At 65.6% G+C, this 19,109-nt stretch carries 18 protein-coding genes and 1 tRNA gene; 4 read left to right on the top strand and 15 right to left on the bottom strand.

What is annotated here, in order from left to right:
- The 4 genes from M6689_RS09320 to M6689_RS09305 all read right to left on the bottom strand — a co-directional run.
- A partial coding sequence (locus tag M6689_RS09320; protein ID WP_298270633.1) for an ATP-binding protein occupies positions 1-1,336 on the bottom strand: 1,336 nt, incomplete at its 3' end.
- 3 nt (positions 1,337-1,339) lie between these two features.
- Entirely contained in the window at positions 1,340-2,014 is a 675-nt protein-coding gene (locus tag M6689_RS09315) for a response regulator transcription factor (protein WP_298270631.1), read from the bottom strand.
- A 60-nt stretch (positions 2,015-2,074) separates the two neighbouring features.
- Positions 2,075-2,872, bottom strand: a complete 798-nt coding sequence (locus M6689_RS09310; RefSeq protein WP_298270629.1) for a pyruvate, water dikinase regulatory protein — start codon at positions 2,870-2,872, stop codon at positions 2,075-2,077.
- 88 nt (positions 2,873-2,960) lie between these two features.
- On the bottom strand, positions 2,961-4,109 hold the full coding sequence (locus M6689_RS09305) for a M20 family metallopeptidase (RefSeq protein WP_298270627.1): 1,149 nt from the start codon (positions 4,107-4,109) through the stop codon (positions 2,961-2,963).
- A gap of 169 nt (positions 4,110-4,278) precedes the next feature.
- Here M6689_RS09305 and prmA point away from each other — a divergent pair, with 169 nt between their 5' ends.
- From prmA to M6689_RS09290, 3 genes are read left to right on the top strand one after another with little or no spacing between them, the layout of a single operon-like run.
- Positions 4,279-5,208 carry a 50S ribosomal protein L11 methyltransferase gene (gene prmA, locus M6689_RS09300; RefSeq protein WP_298270625.1) on the top strand — a complete coding sequence of 310 codons (930 nt, stop codon included), beginning with the start codon at positions 4,279-4,281 and terminating at the stop codon, positions 5,206-5,208.
- Position 5,209: 1 nt separating this feature from the next.
- Entirely contained in the window at positions 5,210-5,968 is a 759-nt protein-coding gene (locus M6689_RS09295) for a 16S rRNA (uracil(1498)-N(3))-methyltransferase (RefSeq protein ID WP_298270622.1), read from the top strand.
- A gap of 44 nt (positions 5,969-6,012) precedes the next feature.
- Entirely contained in the window at positions 6,013-6,810 is a 798-nt protein-coding gene (locus tag M6689_RS09290; RefSeq protein WP_298270620.1) for a hypothetical protein, read from the top strand.
- A gap of 12 nt (positions 6,811-6,822) precedes the next feature.
- Here M6689_RS09290 and M6689_RS09285 read toward each other — a convergent pair whose 3' ends face one another.
- The 10 genes from M6689_RS09285 to M6689_RS09240 form a co-directional block, all read right to left on the bottom strand.
- Positions 6,823-7,965, bottom strand: coding sequence for a ribonuclease D (locus tag M6689_RS09285; protein WP_298270618.1), 1,143 nt, complete (start codon positions 7,963-7,965; stop codon positions 6,823-6,825).
- A gap of 42 nt (positions 7,966-8,007) precedes the next feature.
- Entirely contained in the window at positions 8,008-9,072 is a 1,065-nt protein-coding gene (mqnC, locus tag M6689_RS09280) for a cyclic dehypoxanthinyl futalosine synthase (RefSeq protein WP_298270616.1), read from the bottom strand.
- A complete protein-coding gene (gene mqnE / locus M6689_RS09275; RefSeq protein WP_298270614.1) occupies positions 9,072-10,154 on the bottom strand; it encodes an aminofutalosine synthase MqnE in 1,083 nt (360 codons plus the stop codon). The genes mqnC and mqnE overlap by 1 nt, the downstream gene beginning before the upstream one ends.
- On the bottom strand, positions 10,151-10,789 hold the full coding sequence (locus M6689_RS09270; protein ID WP_298270613.1) for a UbiX family flavin prenyltransferase: 639 nt from the start codon (positions 10,787-10,789) through the stop codon (positions 10,151-10,153). Before M6689_RS09270 ends, mqnE begins: the two co-directional genes overlap by 4 nt.
- Entirely contained in the window at positions 10,786-11,682 is an 897-nt protein-coding gene (locus M6689_RS09265) for a 4-hydroxybenzoate octaprenyltransferase (protein WP_298270611.1), read from the bottom strand. The genes M6689_RS09270 and M6689_RS09265 overlap by 4 nt, the downstream gene beginning before the upstream one ends.
- Positions 11,672-12,202: a hypothetical protein gene (locus tag M6689_RS09260; protein WP_298270609.1), complete on the bottom strand. Its 531-nt coding sequence runs from the start codon at positions 12,200-12,202 to the stop codon at positions 11,672-11,674. The genes M6689_RS09265 and M6689_RS09260 overlap by 11 nt, the downstream gene beginning before the upstream one ends.
- Positions 12,199-13,632 (bottom strand): UbiD family decarboxylase, encoded by a 1,434-nt coding sequence (locus M6689_RS09255; protein ID WP_298270607.1) that lies wholly within the window; start codon positions 13,630-13,632, stop codon positions 12,199-12,201. Before M6689_RS09255 ends, M6689_RS09260 begins: the two co-directional genes overlap by 4 nt.
- Before the next feature lie 167 nt (positions 13,633-13,799).
- A tRNA-Pro gene (locus M6689_RS09250) sits at positions 13,800-13,876 on the bottom strand.
- A 135-nt stretch (positions 13,877-14,011) separates the two neighbouring features.
- Positions 14,012-15,082, bottom strand: coding sequence for a type IV pilus twitching motility protein PilT (locus M6689_RS09245; protein ID WP_298270605.1), 1,071 nt, complete (start codon positions 15,080-15,082; stop codon positions 14,012-14,014).
- Between the two features lie 157 nt (positions 15,083-15,239).
- Positions 15,240-16,889: a pilus assembly protein PilB gene (locus M6689_RS09240; RefSeq protein ID WP_298270603.1), complete on the bottom strand. Its 1,650-nt coding sequence runs from the start codon at positions 16,887-16,889 to the stop codon at positions 15,240-15,242.
- Between the two features lie 170 nt (positions 16,890-17,059).
- On the opposite strand from M6689_RS09240, the gene M6689_RS09235 reads away from it, so the two are divergent.
- Positions 17,060-18,064: a hypothetical protein gene (locus tag M6689_RS09235; protein WP_298270601.1), complete on the top strand. Its 1,005-nt coding sequence runs from the start codon at positions 17,060-17,062 to the stop codon at positions 18,062-18,064.
- 73 nt (positions 18,065-18,137) lie between these two features.
- On the opposite strand, the gene M6689_RS09230 is transcribed toward M6689_RS09235, so the two are convergent.
- Positions 18,138-19,106, bottom strand: coding sequence for a transglycosylase domain-containing protein (locus M6689_RS09230; protein ID WP_298270599.1), 969 nt, complete (start codon positions 19,104-19,106; stop codon positions 18,138-18,140).
- Positions 19,107-19,109: the final 3 nt, after the last annotated feature.

The following is a 19,109-nucleotide window of genomic DNA, read 5'->3' as shown; positions in this document are numbered from 1 at the left end:
CGCCGTGGGCCTCGATGAAGGTCCTGGCCAGGGAGAGGCCGAGGCCGACGCCGCCGTCGGCCCGGTTACGGGCCTTGTCAACCCGGTAGAATCGCTCGAAGATATGGGAAAGGTCGGCGGCGGGAATCCCCGCGCCGCTATCGATCACCGCGACCCGCGCCAGCCCGCCGTTGGTGTCGAGGGCCACGGAGATCTCGCCTCCGGCGGGGGTATACTTCACCGCATTGTCGATGAGGTTCATGAAGACCTGACGCAGCTTGAGCCAGTCACCCCGGACCACCACCGGCTCTTCGGCCGCAAAGCCGATCCTGAGCCCCTTGCCGGGGTCGATGAGCCGCGCCTGCTGGACCAGCCCCTCCAGGACATCCGCCAGATCGACTTCCGCAAGCTCCAGCCGCATCCCCCCCTCTTCGGCCCGGGAGAGGTCGAGAAGACACTCAATGATCTTCGACATCCGGTTGATCTCCTCCAGATTGCTCTGAAAGAGCTCCCGGAACTCCTCCGGCTCCTTGGCCCAGCGCAGCCCCACCTCCGTCTCCCCCCGCAGGATGGTAAGGGGGGTCCGCAGCTCATGGGAGACGTCGGCCGAAAACTGCCTGATCCGGGTGAAGGCGTTCTCCAGCCGTTCGAGGGTGTCGTTGAACGTCTCCGCCAGCCGGCCAATCTCATCCCGGGGGTTGGCGACCTCAAGCCGCAGCCCCAGGTTTTCGGCGGTGATCTTCTGGGCGCTGCGGGTAATGATATCCACCGGCTTCAGTGCCCTTCCCGCCAGGAACCACCCCCCCAGACTCCAGAGAAGGAGCGACAGGGGAATGGAAACGGCAAAAACGAGGAGCACCTTGTCGAGGGTCTCCGCCGACAGCTTCATGGAGGCGCCGACCTGGACGATCTGGAGCAGCTTCCCGTCCGCGAGGATCGGGTAGGTAATGGTCCGGACCGGATAGATGTCGAGGTTGACCTTCGTCTCGTAGGTCACCTTTCCCTCGACGGACCGTTGCAGCGCCCTCTTGCTGAGGGGAATCCGCAGCTCTTCGAGGTTTTTCGAAGAGGCGCCGACCTGTCCGGCGGGGTCGAGGACCTGGACGTACTTCCCCCTCAGTTTTTCTCCGATGAAGTCCTCCAGCACCTGGTCGAAGACCGACGGCCCCGAGCGGCGGAACGGCTCCAGCGTCGGGCTGGCAACCGCCTCGGCGATGGTCAGCAACTCATGGTCGACCCCCTTGTTCAGCTGGTTTCCGAGGACCAGATAGATGAAGGAGCTGAAGAGGACGAGAATGACCGCCAGCGTGACCGCGTACCAGAGGGTCAGGGAAAAGCGGATCGAGCGGAAGAGCAAGAACTACTCCTCCTCTTTGAGGATGTAACCGACCCCCCGCACGGTGTGAATGAGCTTCTTGTCGGTATCGCGGTCGATCTTCTTTCGCAGGTAGTTGACGTAGACGTCGATGATGTTGGTGAAGCTGTCAAAGGTATAGTCCCAGACATGCTCGGCGATCATGGTGCGGGTCAGGACCTGGTTCGGGTTGCGCATGAAGTACTCCAGGAGCGCGTACTCCTTCGCCGTCAGGTCGATCTCCTTGTCCTTGCGCCAGACCTTGTGGGTCACCGGGTCGAGCCGCAAGTCGGCGAAGTGGATCTCCGCTCCGCGGTCCTGCTCGCTGCGGCGGATGAGCGCCCGCACCCGCGCCAGAAGCTCGGCAAACGCGAACGGTTTGGTGAGGTAGTCGTCGGAGCCGGAGTCGAGCCCCGCCACGATGTCGTCCACCGAATCCTTGGCGGTCAGCATCAGCACAGGCGTCGCGGACCCCTTCTCCCGCATCTCGCGCACGACGCTGAGGCCGTCCTTCTTCGGGAGCATAACGTCGAGGACGACCAGGTCGTACCCCTTGTCGAGGGACATCTTGAGCCCCTCCTCACCGTTGAAGGCGGTATCGACCTCATACTTCTCCTCCTCAAGCCCCCGCTTGATGAAGCTGGAAACCTTCTTTTCGTCTTCAACCACGAGAATTCTCATTGTTCATCCCTCTCTTTCTCTAAAGTGCCAGCGTGCAACAGCAATTTGTCTCTTGAACCGTCACTCGTTCAACCTTTGCAGGATCTCCGCCGCCGATTCCTCCACCGACTTCCTCGTCACGTCGATGACCAGCCATTGGGGGTTGCGCCGATAGAGCCGACGGCAGGCATCGAGTTCCTCTTCCACCTTTTCAAGGGCGGCGTAGCTTCCGCGGGCACTCTGTCCCAGGTTGCGAAGCCGCGCCGAGCGAATCTCCACGAGCCGGTGGGGGTCGATGATGAGCCCCACCACCCGGTTCGGGTTCACCTTGAAGAGTTCCGGCGGCGGCTCGATCCCCTTCACCAGGGGGACGTTCGCCACCCGGTACCCCTTGTGGGCCAGGTACATGGAGAGAGGGGTCTTGGAGGAGCGCGATACCCCGACCAGGACAAAATCGGCCTTGGCGAGCCCCCGGGGATCCTGGCCGTCATCGTGCTTGACCGTGAAGTCGACCGCCTCCACCCGCTTGTGGTACTCGGCATTGAGCTGGTACAGGAGCCCCGGCTCCTTCTGGGGAGGGACCCCGAAGAAATCGGAGAGCTTGTAGAGGAGGGGGCTAATCAGGTCCACCGACTGGAGGCCATGGGCCTCGGCCTCGTCGCGCAGAAGCTGGGCCAGTTCGGTGTCGACCAGGGTATAGACCACGATCCCCCGCTCCTTCAGGACCTCTTCGAGGGAGTGACGGACGTCTTCGCGGCTCCTGATGCGGCTCATCCGGTGAAAACGGACCTCCACGTCCCGGAACTGGGAGAGGGCCGCGCGGACCACCCGCTCCACGGTCTCACCGGTTGCATCGGAAAAGAGATAGATATGTTTCATGGTCCCTTCTGCCTCACCGTCCCCGAGCCGATCTCATTTTCATTAAGCTATGTATACCATGTTTTTCCGTTCAGGCAAAAATTGTTGTTTATCCATTGAATTCCGCCCTGATTTTTTCCCGGATTTCCGGCCGCAGGACCAACTCGACAGCGGTCAGCGCCAGGGCGGCCGCCCCCTCCGCCACGGCGGCCCTCCCCCGCTCGGAGACGGTGGCCCGGGCAAACTCCTCGCTGTGGATCTGGATCCCGTCGCCGATCGGGACGTGGGGATGTATCGTCGGCACGATCTGGGAGACGTTGCCGATGTCCGACGACCCCCTGTTCTTATCGGCAGGCGCATCCGACTCCTGAAGCCCCAGGTACGCAAGCTGGGCCGAGTAGAGTGCCGAAAACGTCCGGTTGACCTTGAGGGGGGCGAGAACCCGGGGGTCGTCCTCCACCTGGAGCCGGCAGCCGGTGGCCGTTGCCGCCCCCTCGGCGCAGGCGACGACACGCCCCTTCACCCGCTCCAGCTCGGCCAGGTCGTCGGCGCGGACGTAGAAATAGGCGGCGGCCCGTTCCGGAATGATATTGGGGGCAATCCCCCCTTCGGTCACGATCCCGTGGACCCGCACATCCTGCCGGAGCTGCTGGCGCAGGGCGTTGATGGCGTTGAAGGTCTGGAGCACGGCGTCGAGGGCGTTGATCCCCTCCTCGGGGTACGCCGCGGCGTGGGCCGGCTTTCCGAAGAAGGTGAACCGGACCTTGGCGAGCCCGAGGTACTCCTTGATCACATAGCGGCGCGACGAGGGGTGGACCATGAGGGCGAAGGAGATATCGTCGAAGAGGCCGTGGCGGATCATCTCCACCTTGCCGATCCCGATCTCTTCCGCCGGCGTGCCGAGGACCACGATCCGGGCCGCGTCGGCGGGAAGGAAGCTCCGCAGGGCGGCGGCGGCCCCGATGGCCGCGGCAGCGATCACGTTATGGCCGCAGGCGTGCCCCATGACGGGAAGGGCGTCCATCTCGGCGATGAGGACGATGGCCGGCTCCCCCTCTCCGTACTCGGCCCGGAAGGCGGTCGGCAGACCGGCCTCCCCCCGCGTCACCCGGAAACCTTCCCTCACGAGAAAACCGGCAAGGAGCGCCGAACTTCGCACCTCGTCGAGGCCCGTTTCGGGGTGACGGAAGAGTTCGTCGGCAATGGCGCAGAAGTCGTCTTTGCGCCGCTCCACGAACGCCACGATCTCTCGTTTCAAGCTCTCAAGCTCCATCCCTCACCCCGAAACCATTTCTAATGAGAATTAGACCGCGCCCGGACGGATTTGTCAAGGTTTTTATTGTCTTACCCTTTTAGTTCTGCTACGTTAGCTCATCTTTTGGGCCCGCCGCGCCCCACAACGGCGAATTTCCTGCATAGGAGCATCCATGAACAAAGTCTGGGCAGAGGTCTGCTGCGAGATCCCCGCCGCCATGGTCGACCTCGTCGCCGACTACCTCGTCGAGCTGACGGGAAACGGCGTCAGCATCGACAATCTGGAGGTAGACACCTTCTCCATCGACACGATCCGGGAATCTCCGGTCAAGACCGTGCGGGGCTATTTCGCCCCCGGCGACGGGCTCGATGCCCGGATCGCCGAGCTGGAGCAGTTTCTCCGGGAGAACGGCCCACGGTTCGGGGCCGACAGCATCCCCACCCCCAGCGTCACCATGATCCGTGAGGAAGACTGGGCCACGGGATGGCGCCAGCACTTCGCGCCGGCACGCATCGGCAGACACCTCGTGATCAAGCCGACCTGGGAGCCGTTCGCCCCCCTCCCCGGAGACCTGGTGATCGAGCTCGACCCCGGCATGGCCTTCGGCACCGGCACGCACCCGACCACCCGGCTCTGCCTTGAAGCCCTGGAGGAAATCGTTGCCACGCTCCCGGCGGCCGACGCCTCCTCCCTGGCGGTGCTCGATGTGGGGACCGGGTCGGGGATCCTGGCCATCGCCGCCGCCAAGCTCGGCGCCCGCCGCGTGGTCGGGACCGATATCGACCCCGACGCCGTGGCCGTGGCGGCGGAGAACTGCGCCCTGAACGGCGTCGCCGACACCGTCGAGCTCGTCACCACCCCCCTGGCGGCCCTCCCGGGGCTCTTTGCCGTGACCCTTGCAAACATCCTCGCCGAAGACCTGGTCCGGATGGCGGGGGAGCTGGCGGTGAAGGTCGCCCCCGGCGGCTTCCTCGTCCTCTCTGGGATTCTCCGGGAGCGGGAAGAGTTCGTCCTCGCCGGCTTCGCCGCCACCGGCCTCTCCTTCCGGTCGGCCCGCCACGACGGCGAATGGAGCTGCCTCGTCTACCGGAGGGGAGCGTAGCGTGCGCCGCTTCATCCTCCCCGGAGCGGACCTCTCGGGAGACACCGTCGAGGTGCGCGGCGACCTTTTTCGTCACATGGCGAAGGTGCTGCGCCTGAAAATTGACACTCGCGTCCAGCTCGCCGACGGCCGCGGCTGCGAATGCACGGGGATCATCCGGGAGATCGGACGGGAGAGCCTTCGGGTGGCCATCACCCGGCGGCGCGCCGCGGCGCCGTTCAATGCGGCCCCCCGCATCACCCTCTACCAGGGAGTGCCGAAGGGGGACAAGATGGAACTCATCTTGCAGAAATGTACTGAACTCGGGGTAACCGAGGTGGTCCCGTTCCAGGCGGCCCGTTCCGTCAGCCGCATCGCCGGGGAGCGGGAAGCGGAAAAAATCCGCCGCTGGCAACGGGTCGCCGAAGAGGCATCCCGCCAGGCAGGGAGGGGGGTCGTCCCGGCGGTGCGGTTTGCCCCCGGCATGGGGGCGGTGGCCGACGAGGCTGACCACGACCTGAGGCTCCTTCTCTGGGAGGAGGAGCGGCTCACCGGCCTGCGGGACCTCCTTACCGCCACCCCCCTTCCGGAGAGCATCGCGGTCATCGTCGGCCCCGAAGGGGGGATCGCTCCCGAAGAGGCCGACCTTGCCCGGCGGGGGGGATTCGTTCCGGTTACCCTCGGCCGGCGGATCCTGCGGACCGAAACCGCGGGGATAGCCATCGTGGCGATTTTACAGTATCTGTTCGGCGACCTCGGAAGCGCAGGACCAACGACATAGCGGGACAGTGCAGCGACGTTGTCCCGCGCAAGGAGCATCAGCCGATGAAATGTCCCAAGTGCGGGTATAACAGCTTCGAGTTTCTCGACACCTGCAGGAAATGCAACCACGATCTGGCCGGGTTCAAGATGAGCCACGGCATCCGCCCCATCGTCGTTCCGGCTGTCGCGGCGGCTGCGGCCGTGGTGACCCCGGCGGCGATGGTTTCCCCCCTCGACGCGCCACCGGCCCCGGCGGATGAATCGTTCACGTGGGAGTCCCCGACCCCCCCCTCCCCTCCCCCGCCGAAGCCGGGGGACGACATCTTCCCCGACCTCGATCTCGGTTTTGCCGAAACCGCCAAACCGGCACCGGCGGAGGAGACCTTCTCCTTCGACCTCGAACCGACCGCCGCGCCCGAACCCCCTCCCGCCGCGGCTGCCGAACCTTCCTTCGCCGACTTCTCCTTCGACGAACCGACCGGGGAAGTCACGACGGCGGCTTCTCCCTCCTCCTTCGATGCGGAGAGCAGCGCCGATGACGGATTTGCGAGTCTTCTGGAGACCGACGCTCCCGACCCGCTGCTGGCCGCAGCGGTGGCCGACACCTCGGCCGGCGTCGAACTGGAAAATCCGTGGGACACGCCAACGGATCCGCTCGGAGGGTTCGCCATCAAGCCGGCGTCGGCCACCCCCCCGGCGGAGGAGGCGCCCGCCTCCTTCGAGCTGGAGAGCTTTGAGTGGGAGGAGGCGGAGAAAAAGCCCGAACCCCCTCCCGCCGCGGGACCAAAGGTCGAGCTTGATCCATTCTCGTCCGACGAGTTCGATTCGCTTTTCGGGGAGCCGGACGACAAGAAGGGGTAGAGGGGGGCGCGCTTACCGGACGGCGGCGAGGAGTGCCAGGATCGCCGGGCCGAACTCCCGCTTCTGCCATTGCCGCAGGCCGATGGCGTCAAGCTCCGCGTCAGAGCGGGGAGCGACGACGGCCAGTTGCTCCAGGAGGGCGTTGTTGGCCAGATACCCCATGTCGATCCCCAGCCGCGCCGCCTCCTTCTCGCGCCACCCCTTCAGGGCCTTCAGCCACTGCTCCTCGGGGCCGCTCAGCCGGCGGCGCTCCTCCCGGGGGTAGAGCGGCAGGCTCCGTTCCGGGACGGCCATCCCCTTCTCCACCGACTGCAGAATCCCTTCACCGTGGCGTGCCGCCACCTTCTCCGTAATCCCCGCGATCCCGGCAAGTTCGCCGGCCGACCGGGGGCGCTTCTCGGCCAGCTCCCGCACCGTCTCGGTCCCGAGGATCTTGAACGGCGGCACGTCGGCCTGCCGCGCCCGCCGGTCACGGAACCGGAGAATCTCCTCCAGCACCGCCAGGGTCCGCCGGTCCAGCCGGGCCGCCCCCTTGAACCGCAGAAAAAGCGGCTCATCGCCGCGCTGCGCCATCCGCACCCGGGTGAGAAGCACGCACTCCTCCTCCACCCACGCCAGCCGCCCCCTCTCCCGCAACTCACCCTCCAACTGCCGATAGAGCTCGATGAGGAGCGTCGTATCCTTCACGGCGTACTCGATCATCCCCGCGCTGAGGGGGCGGCGGCTCCAGTCGGCCCGCTGGTACTGCTTGTCGAGCTCCACCCCGAAGCGCTTGCGAAGCGCCGCCGCCAGGCCGAATTCCCGCTCCCCCAGATACTGGCATGCGATCATGGTGTCGAAGAGGCTGTTCACCTCGATGCCGAAATCGCGGTGCAGCGACCGGATGTCGTAATCGGCGCCGTGGAAGACCTTGCGCCGTGAGGCATCGGCGAAAAGCGGCGCCAGGGGGGAGAGGTCGGGGACGGCAAGGGGGTCGACGATGGCGGCATACCCCGGCACCGCGAACTGGAGAAGGCAGACCTTCTCCTGGTAGTGATGCATGGAGTCGGCCTCCAGGTCGCAGGCAACCAGGGGCTCCCGGTCGAGGCGCTGGGCGAGCTGGCGGACCCCGTTGGCGGTGGTGATGATCTCGGGTGAAACGGTGGTGTCAGACAAGGAAATCTCCAGTCGTGATAATTGGTTCGGGGAGGTGAATCTCTAAAAATCCCGGATGATCCGGTAGAGGGTGGTCCGCTGGGCCGCCCGGAAGCCGGCCTCCCTGATCAGCTCCACCATCTCTTCCAGACTCATCCGGAAGGTGCAGCCGGCGGCGGCGACCACGTTCTCCTCCAGCATGGTACCCCCCAGGTCGTTGGCACCGAAGAAGAGCGCCACCTGGGCCATGGCGGCCCCCTGGGTCACCCAGCTCGCCTGGATGTTCGGGATGTTGTCGAGGACGATCCGGGAGAGGGCCAGCACCTTCAGGTACTCCACGCCGGTGGCGGTCTTTCCCCCCAACTCGGTGTTCCCCGGCTGGTAGGTCCAGGGGATGAAGGCGGTGAAGGAGCCCCCCGCGGCCTGGAGCTCCCGGATCCGGAAGAGGTGCTCCACGATATCCTCAGGGCGCTCCGTGCTGCCGAACATCATGGTGGCGGTGGTCGGCATCCCCTGCCGCGCCGCCTCCCGCATCACCGCCGCCCACCCCTCCCAGCCGATCTTCTTGGGGGAGATCGCCTGCCGGACACTGTCCACCAGGATCTCGGCCCCGCCGCCGGGGATGGAGTCGAGCCCCGCCTCCCGCAGCCGCCGGATCGTCTCGGGGATGGCGAGCTTCGAGATGGCGGCGATCTGGGTGATCTCCGCCGGCGAGAGGGAGTGGTTCTGCACCCGGGGAAAGCGCTCCCTGATCCCCCGGAAGAGCGCCTCGAACCACTCGATGCCGAGCTGGGGGTGAAGCCCCCCCTGCATCAGGAGCTGGGTCCCTCCGCGCGCCACCAGCTCGGCGATCTTGGCGTAGATCGTCTCCTCGCCGAGGAGGTAGGCGTCCGGCGCCCCGAGGTCGCGGTAGAACGCGCAGAACCGGCATTTTGACTCGCAGACGTTGGTGTAGTTCACGTTGCGGTCCACCACGAAGGTAACCGTCTCTTCCGGGTGCATCCGGCGACGGATGCCGTCGGCAAGCCGCCCCAGGGCAAGGAGGTCGCCGGTGGTCAGGAGGTCCAGCGCTTCGGCGCGGGTGAGGGCTTCGCCCCGCTCGCTCTTTTCCAGTGCACGCGTCGTCATCAGTACACCCGCAGCTCGTTGTAGAGGGTATCCCGCTCCACCGGCACCCGGCCGGCCTTGCGAATGAGGGAGGTGATCTCGTCGCGCCCCATGGTCTGGGGAGAGGCGGCGCCGGCGTCGTGGCCGATTCGCTCCTCCACCACGGTGCCGTCCAGGTCGTTCACCCCGAAGGCGAGGGCCGTCTGGGCGATCTTCACCCCGAGCATGACCCAGTAGGCCTTGATGTTGGCGAAGTTGTCGAGGTAGATGCGGGCCACGGCCAGGGTCTTCAGGGCATCGACCCCGCCGGGGCCGGGGCGCTTCAGGTGGCCGAGGGGGTTGTTCTCCTTCTGGAAGGCGAGGGGGATGAAGACCTGGAACCCCCCGGTGCGGTCCTGGAGCTCCCGCAGCCGCCGCATGTGGTCGATGCGGTCGGCGTAGCTCTCGATGTGGCCGAAGAGCATGGTGGCGTTGGACTTTAGCCCCGCCCGGTGGACCTCCTCCATGACGGCGAGCCACCGCTCGCCGGAGATCTTCTCGGGGCAGAGCTTCTGCCGCACCGCTTCCCCCAGGATCTCCGCCCCGCCGCCGGGAAGGGAACCGAGCCCCGCCCCTTTCAGCTCCCGCAGGGTCTCGGCGAGGGAGAGCCCCGCGATCCGAGCCAGGTAGTCGATCTCCACGGCGGTGAACGCCTTCACGTGGAGGTAGGGGGAGACCCCCTTCACGGTCCGGAGCATCTCCAGGTAGAACTCGAAGGGGAGGTCCGGGTGGAGGCCGCCGACGATGTGGATCTCGGTGGCTCCCTGGGCGTACGCTTCCACGGCCCGGTTGCGGATCTCCTCCAGGTCGTAGAGGTATGCCCCCTGCTCGTCGGGGGTGCGGGAGAAGGCGCAGAAGGCACAGCGGTTCACGCAGATGTTCGTGTGGTTGATGTGGCGGTTCACGTTGAAGAAGACCCGGTCGCCGTTGCGGCGCCGGTTGACGGCGGCGGCCAGCTCTCCCACGGCGATGAGATCCCGGCACTCGAAGAGGAACAGGGCTTCCTCGCCGGTGATCCGCTCACCGGCTTTGACCTTGTCGGTTATGGCAGAAAGAGATGTCATGGTTGTTCCCCCGGGAGCAGATTCTCCCCTCCCGCGCCCCACCTCGCGAAGAGGTCATGCTCCACCCCCAGTTGATCCAGGACCTTGCCGGCCACGAACGCCACGAGATCATCCACCGTTGCGGGTTTCTGGTAGAAGGCGGGCATGGCCGGGACGATCCGGACCCCGAGCCGGGCGAGCTTCAGCATGTTCTCCAGGTGGATGGGGGAGAGCGGCGTCTCACGCGGGACGAGGACGAGGGGGCGCCCCTCCTTGAGCGCCACGTCGGCGCAACGCTCGATGAGGGTGCCTGAGAGGCCGGCGGCGATCCGGGCAAGGCTCCCCATGGAGCAGGGGCAGACCACCATGGCGTCGGGGGCGCGGGACCCGCTGGCAATGGGGGCCAGGAGATCGTCGTCGGCATAGTAGCGAAAGGTTCCGGCGCTCGCCCCGTAATGGGCGGCGAGGCGGGCGGCGACGGCGTGCGGTTCCCCCTCCCAGTCAAGGCCGCACTCCTCGCGCAGGACGACAAATCCCGGCCGACTCACCAGGAAGGAAACCCGGTGCCCCCCCCGCAGCAGTTCTCCCCCGAGCCGCAGGCCGTAGGCCGCGCCCGATGCGCCGGTAAGGGCAAGGACCACGTGCCGCCCCATCATGCGCTCCCCCTCCCCGCCAGCACGTCAACGAGGGTGGCGACGAAGAGGGTGATGCTGATGTAGCCGTTCATGTTGAAGAACGCGGCGTCAAGCCGGGAGAGATCCCCGCCCCGCAGCAGCCAGTGCTCGTAGAGGAGCATGGCGACACAGAGGGCAAAGCCGGCCACGAACCACCCTCCCAGGCCGGCAACGGGAACGAGGAGCGCCAGGAGAAGGACCATCGCCCCGTGAAAGAGGCGGGCGGTCCGGAGCGAACCGTTCACGCCTAGCCGCACCGGGATGGAGTGGAGGCCGCTTGCCCGGTCGAACTCCAGGTCCTGCAGGGCGTAGAGGATGTCGAACCCCGCGACCCAGAAGAGGACCGCGAGGCCGAGGAGCATGGCCGGCACCCCCACGCTCCCCCGGATGGCTATCCACGCCCCGAGCGGCGCCGCGGCGAGGCAGATGCCGAGGACCAGGTGGGCGAACGCCGTGAACCGTTTGCAGTACGAGTAGAGTACGAGAAAGAAAAGCGCCACCGGCGACAGGTAGAGGCAGAGGGGGTTCAGGCGGTGGGCCGCATGGAGCATGAGCAGGACCGAGGCGACGATGAAGAGCCCCACTGTCCCCTTGCCGATGAGCCCCGCCGGAATGGCGCGGCCGGCGGTCCGGGGGTTGCGGGCGTCGATCTCCGCGTCGATGAGGCGGTTCAGCCCCATGGCGGCGGTCCGGGCCCCCACCATCGCCATCAGGATCCAGAACGCCTGGGTCGCCGTGGGGAGCCCCCGGGCAGCCAGAATCGCCCCGGTGAACGCGAACGGCAGCGCAAAAACCGTGTGGGAGAATTTGATCATCTCCAGAAAGACGGCTATCTTTTTCACCATATCTGTCCCGATCCGCTCGTCACTGACCATTTCCCACTCCCGCGCGCAGGGCGGTTTCCAGCTCCCTTTTCACGCCGTTCAGCTCCCTGTTGACGACATCGAGGTCGAACATGCCGGGATAGTGCTCGTAGGGGTAGCGCTTCATGAAGTAATTGACCTTCCCCCCCTCGTCGTATGCATAACTGGAGCGGATCTCCAGGTCCACCGACTCTACGGCCACCTCGCTTCCCCCCGCGGCCTCCCGGACCGTGACCCTAAGCCGGTGGAAGTAGAGCCGCCCCCCCTCCGGCAGGGTGAGCCCCCCCGCGCGGGTGGCAAAGTGGCGAAACCCCGTCACAAGGAGCCTCTCCTTCCCCTCCTCCTGCTCGAACTCGTACCGTTCGCGCGCCAGCAGGCATTTCACGGCAGCATAGACGTCATCCGGCGGCCGGGGGACCTCGAACCGCCGCACATCGAGAGGGGTCGCCTCCAGGCGCAGATGGTAACATCCCGAGATGAGGAGAACCCCGACGCAGAGCGCCCAGAGCCATACAACGCGGCCAGGTCTCACAAACCGTATTCCCCCCACCGTTTATCGATCAGGCGACGAATCTCCTCCCCCATTCCCAGCGCCGGGGGCCTCGCTCCCCCCCCGCCGCAGCGGGTGGCGTCTATCCCGAGCCTGCTCCCGAGCCAGGGGAAGAGGGGCGTTCCCCGCTCCCGCGCGGAGACGACCAGGTCACTTCGCCAGTCGGGGAGATTCACGATCCGCCAGGCGATCTGGGACAGGTCGCGGACGTCCGTCTCCTCGTCCACCACGACGATGAGCCGCGAAGTCCCCATCAGTTCCGACTCCCACAGCTTCGCCATAAGCTCCTTGGCGCGGACCGCCGCTTCGCTTCGGACCGAGACGATGGCCCCGCCGTGAAAAATCCACTCCGTCGGAAAGGAGATGTCGACGATCTCGGGCCAGCGGCGGAGAAAAAGGGGACGCATGAGCATAGCCGCAGCCTGCGCCAGATGGCAATCCTCCATGGGAGGAGGTCCCACCACCGTGGCGGGGTAGACGCAATCCGCGCGCCGGGTCGCGCAGGAGACCCGGAGGTGGGGAACCTGGGCCGCAGGCGCATAAAAGCCGGTGTAATTGCCGAAGGCACCGTCCAGGATCGTATCGCCCGGCTCCACGAATCCTTCGATGACGAGCTCAGCCCCGGCCGGAACCCGCAGCTCGCTCGTCCGGCAGCGGACCATCTCCACAGGAGCCCCCCGCAGCCAACCGGCGAACTGCATCTCGTCGACCCCTTCGGGCAGGGGGAGCATGGCGGCCAGGGCCAGGGCCGGATCTCCTCCCACCGCCACCGCCACCGGCATCCGTTCACCCCGCTCGCGGTACCGGCGACTGTGGCGCTCCCCTCCCCTGCCGGCATACCAGCGGATGCCGGCACTCCGCTCCCCGGCTATCCAGACCCGGTACATGCCGCAGTTGGCGCAACCGGTCCCGGGATCCCGGGTGATAACCAGCGGGAGGGTAATGAAACGGCCGTCACCATGGGGGTGGCCGTCACCAGGCCAGGAGGTGAGAAAGGGGTAACGGGATAGATCAGGGACGGTTTCGACGATCTCCTGACACGGCGCGGCCGTCACTGTCACAGACAGAAACCGCTTTAGCACATTGGCGGCAAACGGCGCGGCCAGCTCGTCAATGGCACCCTCTCCCGCCGCCGGGCCGAGAAGCTCCTCCATGCGCACCGTCAGGGATTCCAGGGTCGAGACCCCCAGAGCCGCCGCCATCCGCCTGGGGGAGCCAAAGAGGTTGGTCGCCACCGGGATGTCGCTTCCCCGCACCCTTTCGAAGTGGAGCGCCCTTCCGCCGCCGGACGACTTGCAGACCCGGTCGGTGATGGCGGCGATCTCAAACCTCGGATCGACCTCGCTTCCCACCCGGTGCAGCTCCCCAAGGCGTTCGAGCTCCCCGAGAAACTCGTGCAGGCTGCGAAACATAGCGGCGCTTCCCTCCCGAAAACTACTGGCAACCATTGATACCTAGCATTTCGCCCGGACCGTGACAACCATTTTCTCGGCACCGCAAGCAGTTGACTAACGGAGCAGCACAACTAAAAAAGGAGGTCACCCAGACGGGTGGCCTCCTCAGGTACAGCGGGTAAAGCTGGTCGGGGCGAGAGGATTTGAACCTCCGACCCCCTGCTCCCGAAGCAGGTGCGCTACCAGGCTGCGCTACGCCCCGACACAGAGAATTTCGTTTATACCATGGCGGGCAACGTCGCGCAAGGTTTTTTTCCCCGACCGAGACTGAGGCCTACGCGACCAGCTTCCGCCACCAGCATGAAACGGGAGAGGTTCCTCGACGTGGTCCACCGAGCTATTGCGCAGATTTCTCCGGAAGGTACTGCTCGAACTGCTTCTTGTCCTGGGCGCAGCGGTACGCCTCCTCCGGGGCAATCTTCTTCATCTTGAGGTGGTCGAGCAGATGCTGATCCATGAGCTGCATGCCGTCTTTCTTGGCAGTCTGGATGATGGAGGGGATCTGGAAGGTCTTCGCTTCCCGGATCAGGTTGCCGATGGCCGGGGTGCCGAGCATGATCTCCAGGGCCGCCACCCGCCCCTTGCCGTCGGCGGTCTTGAGGAGCTGCTGGCAGACGACCCCCTTGAGGGACTCGGAGAGCATGGCCCGGACCTGCTCCTGGGAATCCTTCGGGAAGACGTCGATGATCCGGTCAATGGTCTTGGCCGCCGAGTTGGTGTGGAGCGTCCCGAAGACGAGGTGGCCGGTCTCGGCGGCGCTCATGGCGAGGCTGATGGTCTCCAGGTCCCGCATCTCGCCGACGAGGATCACGTCGGGGTCCTCCCGCAGGGCCGCCCGCAGTGCGTTGGAGAAGCTTTCGGAGTGCTCCCCGATCTGGCGCTGGTTCAGCAGAGACATCTTGTTCTCGTGGATGAACTCCAGCGGGTCCTCCAGGGTCAGGATGTGCTCCTTGCGAGTGGCATTGATGAGATCGATCATCGCCGCCAGGGTGGTCGATTTCCCCGAACCGGTGGGGCCGGTGACGAGCACTAGTCCCTTCTTGAACTGGGTCATCCTCCGCACCCCCTCCGGGAGGTTCAGGTCGTCGGCCGACAGGATTTTGCTCGGGATGATCCGGAATACCGCCGCGATCCCGCGGTGGGTCATCAGATAGTTCCCCCGGAAGCGGGCAAGCCCCGGAAGCGCATAGGCAAAGTCGAGGTCGCGCTTTGCCTCGAACTCGGCGATCTGTTTCTCCGTGAGGATTTCGTAGAGGATGACCTTCAGCTCCTCATGGGTGAGGGGCTTGAAGTTCTGGCGGGCCATCTCCCCGTGAAGCCGGAAAATCGGGGGGGTCCCGGAGGAGAGGTGAAGGTCCGATGCCCCCTGCTCCTTGAGCATTTTGAACAGTGCGTCTATGCGTGCCATGGATACGTCTCCGTCATGTGAGGCTCTTGCAAAACTATTGCGGGGCCGGTCTGCGGTTGCCGCTCGCTCGAAAGCTCAACGTACCAACGGGTACGCCTCGCTCCCTCGCTCGCTTGCGCCTTGCATACCGGCCTCCTCATGACGTTTTGCAAGTTCCTCATGTGAATAGGGAAGCCGCGAACTCCTCCGGCGAGAGGTCGCCGGAGGCGAGGAGATCCCGCGCATCCTCCTCCACCCCGCGCCATCCGCGGGACTTCGCGAAGTCCAGGAATGCCTCCGCCGTGGGAGCGGTTTCGAAGTGCCTGCGACTCTCCTCGTCGATTGCCAATACGTCGACGAGGCAGCGCTTTCCCCCGATCCCGGTCTGATCGCAGGAGGGGCACCCTACGGCCCGGTGGCAGCTTCCTCCCCCGCCGAGCCGCAGCGTCTTCGCCTCCTCCGGGGTGCAGGGTTCACTGCGCCGGCAGTCCGGGCAGAGGGTGCGGACCTCCCTGGCGACGAGCACTCCCCGAAGGTATGCCGGGGCGAGATGATGGCGGTCGCGGAAGGAAAGGAGCTGCCGGAACAGGGAGACGATGTCGCCCAACGCCACACCGGCCACCACGAGCTTGCCGCGAATCGCCGCCTTGCAGGCGGCGGAAAAGGCGCGCCCGTCGGTCGCATCTTCCATGACGACGAGGTCGGGGTCTTGCTCCAGCGCCGCCAGGAGCACTTCTCCAAGGTCTGCCCCCGGTGAAAGGGGGATGCGCGGAAACCGCTTTTCCCCCTGCCCCGGCCCGCTTCCCAGCACTATGACCGTCTTGGCGGCCGTTTCGTGCTCCTGGAGGTAGAGGTCGATCATCCGGCAGCGAAGCTCCGGTTCCCGGGCCCCCACCAGGATCATCCCTCTCTGCGCGGCTGCCAGCGCTTCAAAACTCCGCGCCTTTTCCGCGGAGAGCCCGAGGTCGGCCACTCCCGCGGGATACGGTGCCGCGATATGCACCCTGAACGTGAGGTGATCTCCCCCCTCTCCCCGCAGGAGTGCCGCCTGAAACGCGATCGTCTTCCCCTTCCAGGCGAAGCTGAGTTCGCCCCGGGCGGCAAACTCCCCGGCGCCGGCAATCCTGGCGAGCTTTCTGACCCGCAGGACCACTTCGGGATAGTGACAGGGGGATAGCCGCCCGATCTCCCGCGTCTGTCCGCCACGGCGGGCGGCAACGACAACGGCATCCCCCACGGGGTAAAGCGAGAGGGACGACAGCTTCTGCTGCACGATGAAGAGGAGAAGGTAGTCGATGAGCTTCGCACCGGAGAGGTCGCGATTGATGGCGTCGAGGGCAGCGGCGGGAAAGTTCGCCGAGACGAAACCGAGGCTCTCGGCCGTCTCCGAGGGACCGTAGAACTCATCCTGCATCTCGCGGATTTCCCGGATCAGCGCCACCGAGATGGAGACCGTGCAGCCGGTGGCCTGTTCGACCGCCGCGACGGCCGCCTTGTTGAGAGGGTCGGCGATGGCGATGCTGAGCTCGTCGCCGGCGCGGATGAGCGGCATCAGGTTGTGCTGGCGGGCCAGCGCCGCGGGGACGAGCGCCACGGTCCCCCGGTCGACCATGGCCGGCTTGAGCCGCACGTAGGGGATATTGAGCTGGTTGGAGAGCGCCCAGTCGATATCCTCCTGGGTGACGATGCCGAGCTTGACGAGCGCCTCGCCGAAGCGGCACCCCGTCTGCACCTGTTCCTCCAGGGCCGCCCGGATGTCGTCTTCGCTGATGATCTGGCACTTGAAGAGAATGGATCCGAGGGACCCTTCCTTGACGATGCTTTCCATTTTATTCCCTCCTCTTGTAACCATCGGTCGGAGCGGGCCGTTTCTTGAGACCTTTTTCGCCCGCCACCCTTTACATCCCGGCGAGCGTTGTGTTAGCCTGATGCAAAAATCCGGCCCCGTACCAGACCGTCCCACCCTTCCAGGTCCGTGATGGCGCCCCAGGAGCGACCATGAAACGAAAAGCCCTTGCCCTCCTCTCGGGGGGTCTCGACTCCACCCTTGCGGTCAAGGTGATGCTTGAACAGGGGATCGAGGTAGAGGCCCTCAATTTCACCTCCCCCTTCTGCACCTGCACCGCCAAGAGCGCCGGCTGCAAATCCGAGGCGGTGCGCGTCGCCGAAGAGTTCGGCATCCCGATCAAGGTAATGAACAAGGGGGCCGACTATCTTGAAGTCGTCCGCCGCCCGAAACACGGCTACGGCAAGGCGATGAATCCCTGCGTCGACTGCCGCATCTTCCTCCTTCGGAAGGCGAAGGAGTACATGGCAGAGAGCGGCGCCGATTTCGTGATAACCGGCGAGGTGCTCGGCCAGCGTCCCATGAGCCAGCGCCGCGACACCCTCCGGGTCATCGAGCGGGAGAGCGGCCTGGAGGGGCTCCTTCTGCGTCCCCTCTCGGCCAGGCATTTCGAGCCGACCATAGCGGAACGGGAAGGGTGGGTCGACCGGGAGAAGCTTCTCGCCATCCAGGGGCGCTCCCGCAAGGAGCAGATGCAGTTGGCCGAGGAGCTCGACGTGAAGAACTACCCCTGCCCCGCCGGGGGATGCCTCCTGACCGAAGTCTCCTTCGTCTCCAAGGTGCGCGACGTCTTCGGCCACTCGGACCAGCTAAACCTGCGCGATTTCCGCCTCCTCAAGACAGGGCGCCATTTCCGGGTCGGTCCGCGGACCAAGGTCCTCATCGGCCGCAACGAAGCGGAGAATGAGCTCCTCTCCCGCAACATCCAGCCGGGGGAGGCGACCCTGCGCTGGATCGACGGGTCGAGCCCCCTCGGCGTCCTTATGGGAACGGTGGCCGACGCGCTCCTTGAGACTGCCGCGAAGATCCTGCTGCGCTACACCAAGGCCGAACCCGGGAACGACTGCCGGGTGAAGGTGGTGATCGACGGCAGCGAGCGGATTGTCGTCGTCCCCAACGAGTTTTCGGACCCGGCCATCGAGGGGTATCGCGTATAGGCGGGAGCATCCGGACGCAATCTGTCACGCCACAGGCTCGATGCAAGAAGGGCGGGGAAAACCCCGCCCTTTTCTATTTCGGCTCCTCCCGAACGGGCGGAGCTGCACCATTGCCTTCCCCCCCGGGGGCCGCCCCGGCCGGCTCGGCAGACGGCGGCGCTGCCGGCGCCTCCCGGGAGGAGCTCTCTCCCTCGGGGATCGGCGTGGGCACCGGCTCCCGTGGGACGATGGCAGCCGTGACATTCTGGAAGGGGACCACCTCCTTCTCGATGCTCTCGTCTACCTTCCGCTGCAGACCGGCGATGTTGGGCATCTGCTGCAGAGCCACCCGGTACTCCCCTTCGGAGAGCACTCCCTTGCTCCTCAGCAGGCGGAGGATCATGTCCGAACGCTTGACGACCTTCCCCAGGTTCTTGTAGGGATTGTAGGCGACGCGGGGGCCGGGGAGCATGGCGGCCAGAAACGCGCATTCCCGGGGTGTAAGGGCGGAGGCCGGCTTGCCGAAGTAGTACCGTGCCCCATGGCCGATCCCGTAGACCATGGGGCCCAACTCCACCACGTTCAGGTAGAGTTCCATGATCCGCCCCTTCGTCAGCTCCTCCTCCATCCGTTTGGCCAGAACGAGCTCCTTGATTTTCCGGCTGATGGTCTTTTCCCTGGAGAGGAAGAGATTCTTCACCACCTGCTGGGTAATGGTCGAGGCCCCCCGGGCGAGGCTCTTCTTTTCGAGATCGTACTTGATGGCATTCTTGATCGCCTTGACGTCGATCCCCTCGTGCTTGTAATAATTGGCGTCCTCCGCCACGATCACCGCCCACTTCATCTCCGCCGGGATGCTCCCCGAAGGGGTCCAGTACCGGTTCTTCGGCCCCACGGTGTATGGATGGTAGTTCCCCTGCCAATCCTTCACCTGGATGGTCAGGTTCGTCCTGCGGTTCTGAAGGGTTCCCACCGGCGGAAGAAACATGAGCGACACGCCGATATAGCAGGCGTAGGCAACGACGAGCCCCCCCACGGCAAGCGCAATTTTCTTCTTTCCCATGGC

It is taken from the genome of Geobacter sp. (genome assembly GCF_027327745.1).
Classification (GTDB): Bacteria; Desulfobacterota; Desulfuromonadia; order Geobacterales; family Geobacteraceae; genus Geobacter.
The sequence above is the reverse complement of the archived record's forward strand: the minus strand, read 5'-3'. Positions and strand labels throughout refer to the sequence as shown.